This is a genomic window from Megasphaera sp. DJF_B143, assembly GCF_900320625.1.
In the GTDB taxonomy this organism is placed as follows: Bacteria; Bacillota; Negativicutes; order Veillonellales; family Megasphaeraceae; genus Megasphaera; species Megasphaera hexanoica.
This window is the reverse complement of record NZ_ONTA01000220.1, coordinates 1-8,575: the sequence shown is the minus strand read 5'-3', so window position 1 is coordinate 8,575 and position 8,575 is coordinate 1. Positions and strand designations below refer to the sequence as shown.

Genomic DNA, 8,575 nt, shown 5'->3' with positions numbered 1-8,575 from the left:
ATTTCCCTGTCCCTGAAAGCACTGCAGAAGAACCCCTGGATTGCCGCTATCGAAAAATTCGAAGTTGGCGATGTCGTCAAGGGCGAAGTCAAAAAGCTGCTGCCTTTCGGTGCTATCCTCGCTATCGATCCGGAATTGCAGGGGCTCCTCCACGTTTCCGAACTGACGGAAAAACGCGGTGCTTCTGTAAAAGACCTTTTGAATATTGGCGATATTTTAAATGTCAAGATCATCGGTATTGATACAGATAAGAAGAAGATTTCTCTCAGCGTACTCGCTCTGCAGAAAGATGACGAAGAACGGGAAGTCCGCAATTATCTCGAAACAGCAAATCAGCAGGAAGAATCGGCCACAATTGGCGACGCTGTAGAAGATAAATAAGTATTCCTGGAAAAAGGATAGCCGGCGTGTACCGGTTATCCTTTTTTTTGGACAGGAATGGATCATAAGGTGTTTCAGGAAAGGATATACATATGTCGGATACGTTACATGCAGTCATAGCCAGTGTGCAGGAGGGCAGCCGGGCTCAGAAAGAAGGTCTGAAAGCTGGTGATACTATCGTTTCGGTCAATGGCCAGCCTGTAGAGGACCTGATCGATCTGAATTTTGCCCTTGCTGACGAAAAAGTGCATCTGGTCGTACAAAACGGCGACAGCCTGCGGGACTGCTATTTTCAGAAGCGGTTTGGCGAAGACGTGGGCATTACTATGGAAAATGCCGTTTTTGACCATATACGCCAGTGCTGGAACAATTGCATATTCTGCTTTATTGCGCAGATGCCCCAGGGGATGCGCCCATCTTTGTATGTCAAGGATGACGACTATCGTATGTCTTTCCTGACGGGAAGTTTCATTACCTTATCTAACCTGTCTGAAGAAGATCTCCGGAGAATTACCCAGTACCATCTGTCACCGCTCCATATTTCCGTCCACACGACGAATGGCATGCTCCGCCGGCGCATGATGCGGCAGGAACGGACAGAGGATATTATGGATCATCTCCGCAATCTGGTGCGGCATGACATTGATATGTACTGCCAGATCGTCCTCGTGCCGGGATATAATGATGGCGAAGAATTCAGCCGCACCGTACGGGATCTGGAATCGCTCCGGCCTAACGTACTGGGAATAGCTGTCGTGCCACTGGGAATGACGAAATTCCGTTCTGAATGCATGCCTCTGAATCCGGTTACGCCGGAACTAGCCCGTGACATTATAAACCGTTCCCGGCCTTTTACAGAGCGCAGCCGCCGGGAAGGCAGGGGAAGCTTTGTCTATCTGGCTGACGAATTTTATCTGAAAGCCGGAATGCCGCTGCCGGACAATGCGTATTATGATAACTACGAACAGATTGAAGATGGCATCGGGATGCTGCGTCTGTTTGAACAACAATGGCATAGCTGGGATGTCAAGGTCCGTACGGCCTATGACAAGCCGAAACGGCTGGCTCTTCTGACCGGCACGCTGGCAGCTCCTTTTATCAGCCAGCTCGTACAGGAAGTACAGGTGGCCAATCTGGAGGTAAATGTTGTCCCCGTAGAAAATCACTATTTTGGCAGGCAGATTAATGTGGCTGGTCTCCTCACAGCCCAGGATATGCTTCATGCCTGGCAGCAGCTGGCCGGTGACTGGGATGGCCTGATTATTCCCGGCACGGCATTGCGCAAGGGTGAAAACATCTTTCTCGACGATATGACACTTAGTGAATTTGAAGCCCGGGCCGGCGTACCTGTCGGCGTCAGTGAATTTGCGCCGGAACTGAAGCAGCTTTTATATCATTGGCAGGAGAATAAGGAGTAGAATTATGTATAAACCATTAGTTGCCGTTGTAGGCCGGCCGAATGTCGGTAAATCGACACTGTTCAACGCCGTCGTAAAGAAACGGATTTCCATTGTCGAAGACATCCCCGGCGTCACCAGAGACCGCATTTATTTTGATGCTGAATGGCTGGGCCAGGAATTTACCATGATTGACACGGGCGGCATTGAATTTGTCGATCAGGACAATCACTTTTTTACGAGTATGCGCTATCAGGCTGAACTTGCCATTCGTGAAGCCGATGTCATCATTTATGTAGTAGATGGAAAGACGGGAATCCAGCCTCAGGACGAGGAAATCGCCCATATTCTCCGTTCCTGTGGCAAGCCGGTAATCCTGGCTGTCAATAAAATCGATAGTGTAGAGCAGGAAATCAACATTTACGAATTTTATAATCTGGGGTTGGGCGATCCTATCGGCATTTCTGCGGTCAATCTCATGAACCTCGGTGACCTTCTCGATGAAGTGCTGAAATATATCAAAAAAGTACCTGTTGACGAAGAAAGTGAAGATGCAATTCATGTAGCACTGGTAGGCCGCCCGAACGTAGGAAAATCTTCCCTGACCAATGCCCTGTTGGGACAGGACCGGGTCATCGTCAGCAATATTCCCGGCACGACCCGCGATTCCATTGATACACACTGGACCTATAATGGAAATGAATTTATCCTCATCGATACGGCAGGGATGCGGCGCAAGGGAAAAATCGACCTGCCCGTGGAACGGTATAGTGTGGTACGGGCACTGCGGGCTGTCGATCGTTCCGATATAGCTGTCCTCGTACTGGATGGCGTAGAAGGCGTAACCGAGCAGGATAAGAAAATAGCCGGTTACATCCATGAAGCCGGCAAGGGCTGCATCATTGTCGTCAACAAATGGGATCTGGTGACCAAAGACAGCAAGACCAGCCTGAAATATACCGATGATATCCGCCGGGAACTGGCCTTCATGCAGTATGCCCCGATTCTATATGCTTCGGCCCTTACCAAACAGCGCGTTAACCGTCTGGCCGATCTGGTACAGTACGTATCGGAACAGCAGCATATGCGTGTTTCGACGAGTGTCCTCAATGAACTCATCGAAGACGCGCAGCTTACTAATCCGGCACCGGCTAAAAACGGACGTCCCTTAAAGATTTACTATATGACCCAGGCTTCGGTGGAACCTCCTACGTTCGTCTTATTCGTTAATGATCCCCAGCTTATTCATTTTTCCTATACCCGTTTCCTGGAAAACAAACTGCGGGAAACATTTGGTTTTGAAGGAACTCCTATCCGTCTTATCCTGCGAGGTAAAAAGGGAGATGAAGACGCGTGATAGAAGGTATACTCTGTCTGTTCCTGGCCTATGCCGCTGGTTCCTTCCCGAGCGGCCTGGTCATTGGCAATGTCTTTTATCATACCGATATCCGCACTGAAGGAAGTCATAATACAGGCGCGACCAATGCCTATCGTGTACTGGGAAAAGCCGGCGGCCTGGCAGTTCTTATCCTCGATACGGCGAAAGGGATTCTCGGCGTCTGGCTTGGCCAGCAGGCGGGAATCCTCCTGGCACCGGATCAGATAGAATTATGTATGATCGGCGGCGGCCTTCTGGCTATTCTGGGCCATTCTTGCTCTTTGTTCATGAAATTCAAAGGAGGGAAAGGCGTGGCCACCGGCCTGGGAGTCATTCTTTATCTGGCACCGTGGGAAACACTTATCGTCTTTGCTGTCTGGTGTATTGTCGTCGCTTTTTCGCGGATCGTTTCGCTCGGTTCTATTGTAGCAGCGATTTTGGTGCCGGTGACGATGTACCTGTTCCATGAACCTTTGGAAATCGTAGTATTCGGTATTCTGGCAGCTGCGTTTGTCATTATCAGGCACCGCGCCAATATCGTGCGGTTGCTTCATGGCAATGAATTGAAAGTAGAACGGATACACAAAAAATAACTGTTCCGGTTTCAGGATTTATATTTGATATGTAAGGAAAAACGTGTATAATTAACATGTACGAGCAGGTGATGATGTGAGAATCATAGGCGGAAGCGCCAGAGGCAGACAATTGAAATCTCCAAAGGGTATGCTGACCCGGCCTACACTGGACAGTACGCGGGAAAGTTTGTTTAATATTCTGACTAATTACGGCCTGGAAGGAGCATCCGTACTGGATATTTTTGCCGGAACAGGCGCTCTCGGGCTGGAAGCCCTCAGCCGCGGTGCTGCCCATTGTGTATTTATCGATCATTATACCCAGCGCCTTATTCAGGAAAACGCAGCGATGTGCGGCTTTTCCGGGAAATATGAGGTACTACGTATGGAGATGGGGCGTGCGCTGGCGCGGTTGCGCGGACGGACGTTCCAGTATATTTTTGCCGACCCGCCGTACGATAAAAATCTGGTGAATGATACAATTTCTTTTATCTTTCAATATCAGCTGCTGGCTGCTGATGGCCTGGTCATCATGGAGCACAGCCGTCATGAAGATATATCGGAGAACCCGTTGTATAGCATTATCAGAGAAAAATCCTATGGAAAAGAAACGCGCGTCAGCTTTATCTGCCGCCGTCAGGAAGGGGAATAATTGTGCGTATCGGAATCTGTCCGGGCAGTTTTGATCCCGTGACGAACGGACATATCGATATATTTGAACGAGGCAGCAAACTGGTTGACAAGCTGATTGTTGCCGTCTTCAGCAATCCGACGAAACAGCCTGTCTTTACGATGGCTGAACGGGAAGAAATGCTGCGGGAAACGACTAAACATATTCCGAATATTGAAGTGGCCAGTGCTGAAGGCCTGCTCAATGAATATGCCATGTCTCATGGGGCTACGATTATCATCCGCGGGCTCCGGGCACTCAGTGATTTTGAATATGAGTTTCAGCGGGCTCTTCTCATGAAACAGATCGAACCGGCTATTGAAACGGTATTCATCATGGCCAATACAAAATATTCGTATGTAAGTTCTACGGGAATCCGGGAACTGGCCTGCTTTGGAGGCAAGCTGGACGGCATGGTGCCGGATTATGTAGAACAACGCTTGAAAACTAAATTTAAAGATAAATATAAGGTATAGGGGTGGACAACATGAACTCTGATAAGTTGTTGGAAGATTTGGAAAGTTTAGTACTGAATGCGTCAAAGATGCCCTTTACGAACAAAAAGATGATCGAAGAGGAAGAACTTCTCCAGATTATCGATGATTTGAAAGCATCCATGCCGGCGGAATTAGATGAATCAAAAAAAGTTCTCGCTGAAAAGGATAAAATTATTGCCGATGCCCAGCGTCATGCTGACAGCATGGTTGCCCAGGCCAAAGATTACATTGCCAAACTGACGGAAGAAAGCGAACTGGTACGGCAGGCGCAAGAACATGCCAATCAGATTGTCATGAGTGCTACGAAGTCCTCTGATGAACTCAAGAGCAGTTCTATTACGTATGCCGGCGACGTACTGAAGTATGTAGAATCGACATTGGAAAAGACGCTGACCAGTATCCGCCAGAACCGGGAAAGCCTTCTTCAGTCCAATCGTCAGGATAATAGTAAACAGTAATGCCGTAAGTCAGACTACAAGAGACGGTCATACGAAGAGAAATACTTTGTACGACAGTCTCTTTTTGCGTTAAGACATAAGAGGGCCGGCGGGCCCGGACTGTGGATTGTATTTATCAGGATGCAGGGAGAAGACGATGAAAGAAATAACTTCACGGGAGAACCAGTGGGTCAGGATGGCCCATTCACTTAAAAAGAAAAAAGGGCGGCAGGAACAAAGCCGGTTTTTGGCAGAGGGATTCCGCTTATTGTCAGACGCTATCCAGGTAGGTGTCATGGATGGCATCTGCTTTGTTACAGAAAAGGGAATGCATCATGAAGGATTTGATACATTCCTGTCCCGGGGGGAAACATTGGGATGGACATTTTTTCATGTAACTGACAGCGTGTATGATAAAATAAAAGATACGGGAAATCCACAGGGAATGGCGGCTATGCTGCCGCTTTTTCCATATACGCTCCAGGCGCTGGATACACTGAAGGCTGACCGGCCCGTCCTCTATCTGGAAGATATCCAGGATCCGGGTAATCTGGGTACGATTCTGCGTACGGCCGCGGCCAGCAATGGGGCTGCCGTCCTTTTGAGCGAGGGCAGTGTCGATGTGTACAATGACAAGGCAATCCGCAGTGCCATGGGTGCTATATTCAAGGTCCCGGTCATACAGCACGTCACCCTGGACGACCTGATGGCCTTTCGTAAGAAAAGTGGACGCCTCCTGTTGGGGACAGCCCCTCTGGGAACGGTGCGGTATACCGATGCGCCGTACGACAAACCAGTTATTTTAGCTTTTGGAAATGAAGGAAATGGCCTGTCCCACGAGTTGCAGCAGCAATGTGATGCCCTGATTACGATACCGATGAAACAGGATACCGAATCACTCAACCTATCGCTCTCGGCAGGCATCATCCTGTATAAAGCATGGGAAATCAATGGATTTAAGGAGTAATGCCGTATGGATATAACCAGTATTTTGGAAGAGTATAAAAAGGGAACACTCTCGCTAGAAGCAGCACAGGCCGCCCTGGCGGAAAAAGACAGTTCTCATACAGCGCAGACGGCAGATCTTGGGTTTGCCCATATCGATCTGGCGCGTCAGGAACGATGCGGTTTTCCGGAAGTCGTATATTGTGCCGGAAAGACTGTAGAACAGTCTGTCACGATTTTAACACTTTTAATGAAGAAGTATGATAACGTCATTGGCACGCGGGCGTCTAAAGAAGTGTATGAACGGCTGCTCTCCGATTTTCCCGATGTACAGTATGATGACCTGGCACGCATGGTTTATCAGCGCAAGGACACGACCATCGTCAATGGCGACAGGACCATTGCTGTTGTAACTGCCGGTACGAGTGATATCCCTGTTTCAGAAGAAGCCGCTCTTACGGCTGAAATCATGGGAAATAAAGTCATGCGCATTTACGACGTGGGAGTCGCCGGTATTCACCGTCTGCTCAGCCGGGCGGATGACATACGCAAAGCCAACGTGGTCATCGTTGTCGCCGGTATGGAAGGTGCCCTGGCCAGCGTCGTCGGCGGTCTGGTGAGCCAGCCCGTCATAGCCGTACCGACCAGTATCGGGTACGGTGCCAATTTCCATGGACTGTCTGCTCTGCTGGCCATGCTCAACAGTTGTGCAGCCGGTGTCTCTGTCGTCAATATCGATAACGGGTTCGGTGCCGGCCGTCTGGCAGATATATTGAACCGGATGAGGTGACACGTATGGAAACGCTATGGCAGATGGAAGCAAATATAGACGACATGAATCCCCAGAATATGGAATACATTTTCCGCTGTCTTCTGGACCTGGGCGTCAATGATGTGTGGGCCATGCCGATGCTCATGAAAAAATGCCGGATGGCGTCCATGCTCTGCGTGTTATGCCGGGAAGAACTCCTGGAAAAGGCAGCCGATCTTATTTTTAAAGAAACGACTTCTGTAGGTGTCCGCTACTTTCCTGTCAGCCGCATCGCCTGCAGGCGGTCTATACAGACGGTGACGGTGTCAGGCGAAACGATTCATTGTAAAATCTGCTGGTCCGGTGATATAGTGACCAATATTTCTGCAGAATACGATGATTGCCGGGCTGCAGCCGTAAAGACAGGTATTCCGCTGAAAGAGTGGCAGCGCCGTGTTCTGGAAGCCGCCTGGCAGCGTTACGGCGGGAAAAAGTATGAAGAGCTGGCAGACTGAACTGTTCGTTTCCTGAAGCGTCTCTCAGAGAAAAACAAGTTGTCTCTTGCAAATAAACAATTGTCCGTGTATAATAATGAATGAGTTCAAAAAAGGCGATTCTGATTATGAATAGATTAATTATCAATGCAGATGATTTCGGCATCCATCAGGAAGTGAACCGAGCTGTAGCCATAGGCTTTGATACAGGTATCCTGAGGAGCACATCCCTTCTGGCATCCGGTCCGGCTTTTCCTGAAGCCGTAACGGTTGCAAAAAAAAGGCCGGGCCTGGGAATTGGTATCCACCTCTGTCTGGTCGGGGGACTGTCACCGGTTTTATCACCGCAGGAAGTCCCAAGTCTTGTCGATGGGCGGGGGCTATTCCCCGATAGTTATGGCGAATTTATGAAACGGATATATACTGGCCGGATTCAATATCAGGAGCTGTATCGTGAACTGGATGCGCAGATGGAAAAAATCATGTCTCAGGGGCTTACTATTACCCATGTGGACAGCCACCAGCACCTGCACGTATTACCCCAGGTCTGGGTGATCGTACAGGCCCTGATGAAAAAATATGGGCTTCACCGGCTGCGTATCCCTGACGAATCGTATTTCTTCAAGTTGTGGACAGCAAATCCGGTCCGTGCCCTGGGCCGGGATGGGCTGACTTTTTTTTCGAGGAAGGCCCGTCGCGATGCGCGCAATCTCGGATTTACCATGCCGGATTATTTCTGGGGCATGGCTGATGGCGGAAATATGAATGAAACGAATCTGCGGTATATCATTGGCCAGATGCCTTTTGGCGTGCATGAAGTGATGATGCATCCCGGCTGCCATACGGCTGTTTTGAGCCAGATATTCCATTGGGGATATCATTGGCAGGATGAATTGGCTGCTATTGTTTCACCGGGCATCCGTAAGCTCATTGAAGAACGTCATATTGAACTCATCCATTACGGCAACCTGCCGTAATCTACCGGAACAGGGAGTGGTATGTATTGAATATATTGGTTACAGGCGGTGCCGGTTTCATCGGTTCACACCTCGT

At 49.2% G+C, this 8,575-nt stretch carries 11 protein-coding genes; all 11 read left to right on the top strand.

What is annotated here, in order from left to right:
- Window positions 1-381, top strand: a 381-nt coding sequence (locus DBO31_RS06695) for a S1 RNA-binding domain-containing protein (RefSeq protein ID WP_150824755.1), incomplete at its 5' end; no start/stop codon positions are given.
- 92 nt (window positions 382-473) lie between these two features.
- On the top strand, window positions 474-1,799 hold the full coding sequence (locus DBO31_RS06690) for a DUF512 domain-containing protein (protein WP_150824754.1): 1,326 nt from the start codon (window positions 474-476) through the stop codon (window positions 1,797-1,799).
- Between the two features lie 4 nt (window positions 1,800-1,803).
- The gene (gene der, locus DBO31_RS06685; protein WP_059075563.1) at window positions 1,804-3,135 is read left to right on the top strand and encodes a ribosome biogenesis GTPase Der; all 1,332 of its coding nucleotides are present in this window, start codon (window positions 1,804-1,806) and stop codon (window positions 3,133-3,135) included.
- The gene (plsY, locus tag DBO31_RS06680; protein WP_059075564.1) at window positions 3,132-3,749 is read left to right on the top strand and encodes a glycerol-3-phosphate 1-O-acyltransferase PlsY; all 618 of its coding nucleotides are present in this window, start codon (window positions 3,132-3,134) and stop codon (window positions 3,747-3,749) included. Before der ends, plsY begins: the two co-directional genes overlap by 4 nt.
- A 76-nt stretch (window positions 3,750-3,825) precedes the next feature.
- On the top strand, window positions 3,826-4,380 hold the full coding sequence (rsmD, locus tag DBO31_RS06675; RefSeq protein WP_059075565.1) for a 16S rRNA (guanine(966)-N(2))-methyltransferase RsmD: 555 nt from the start codon (window positions 3,826-3,828) through the stop codon (window positions 4,378-4,380).
- A 2-nt stretch (window positions 4,381-4,382) separates the two neighbouring features.
- Entirely contained in the window at window positions 4,383-4,874 is a 492-nt protein-coding gene (coaD, locus tag DBO31_RS06670; protein ID WP_059075566.1) for a pantetheine-phosphate adenylyltransferase, read from the top strand.
- Window positions 4,875-4,885: 11 nt separating this feature from the next.
- The gene (locus DBO31_RS06665; RefSeq protein WP_059075567.1) at window positions 4,886-5,353 is read left to right on the top strand and encodes a hypothetical protein; all 468 of its coding nucleotides are present in this window, start codon (window positions 4,886-4,888) and stop codon (window positions 5,351-5,353) included.
- Window positions 5,354-5,489: 136 nt separating this feature from the next.
- Window positions 5,490-6,299, top strand: coding sequence for an RNA methyltransferase (locus DBO31_RS06660; RefSeq protein WP_075581448.1), 810 nt, complete (start codon window positions 5,490-5,492; stop codon window positions 6,297-6,299).
- A gap of 6 nt (window positions 6,300-6,305) precedes the next feature.
- Window positions 6,306-7,067: a nickel pincer cofactor biosynthesis protein LarB gene (gene larB, locus DBO31_RS06655; protein ID WP_150824753.1), complete on the top strand. Its 762-nt coding sequence runs from the start codon at window positions 6,306-6,308 to the stop codon at window positions 7,065-7,067.
- Window positions 7,068-7,072: 5 nt separating this feature from the next.
- Window positions 7,073-7,543: a nickel insertion protein gene (gene larC, locus DBO31_RS06650; protein ID WP_150824752.1), complete on the top strand. Its 471-nt coding sequence runs from the start codon at window positions 7,073-7,075 to the stop codon at window positions 7,541-7,543.
- 107 nt (window positions 7,544-7,650) lie between these two features.
- Entirely contained in the window at window positions 7,651-8,499 is an 849-nt protein-coding gene (locus tag DBO31_RS06645) for a ChbG/HpnK family deacetylase (RefSeq protein ID WP_150824751.1), read from the top strand.
- Window positions 8,500-8,575: the final 76 nt, after the last annotated feature.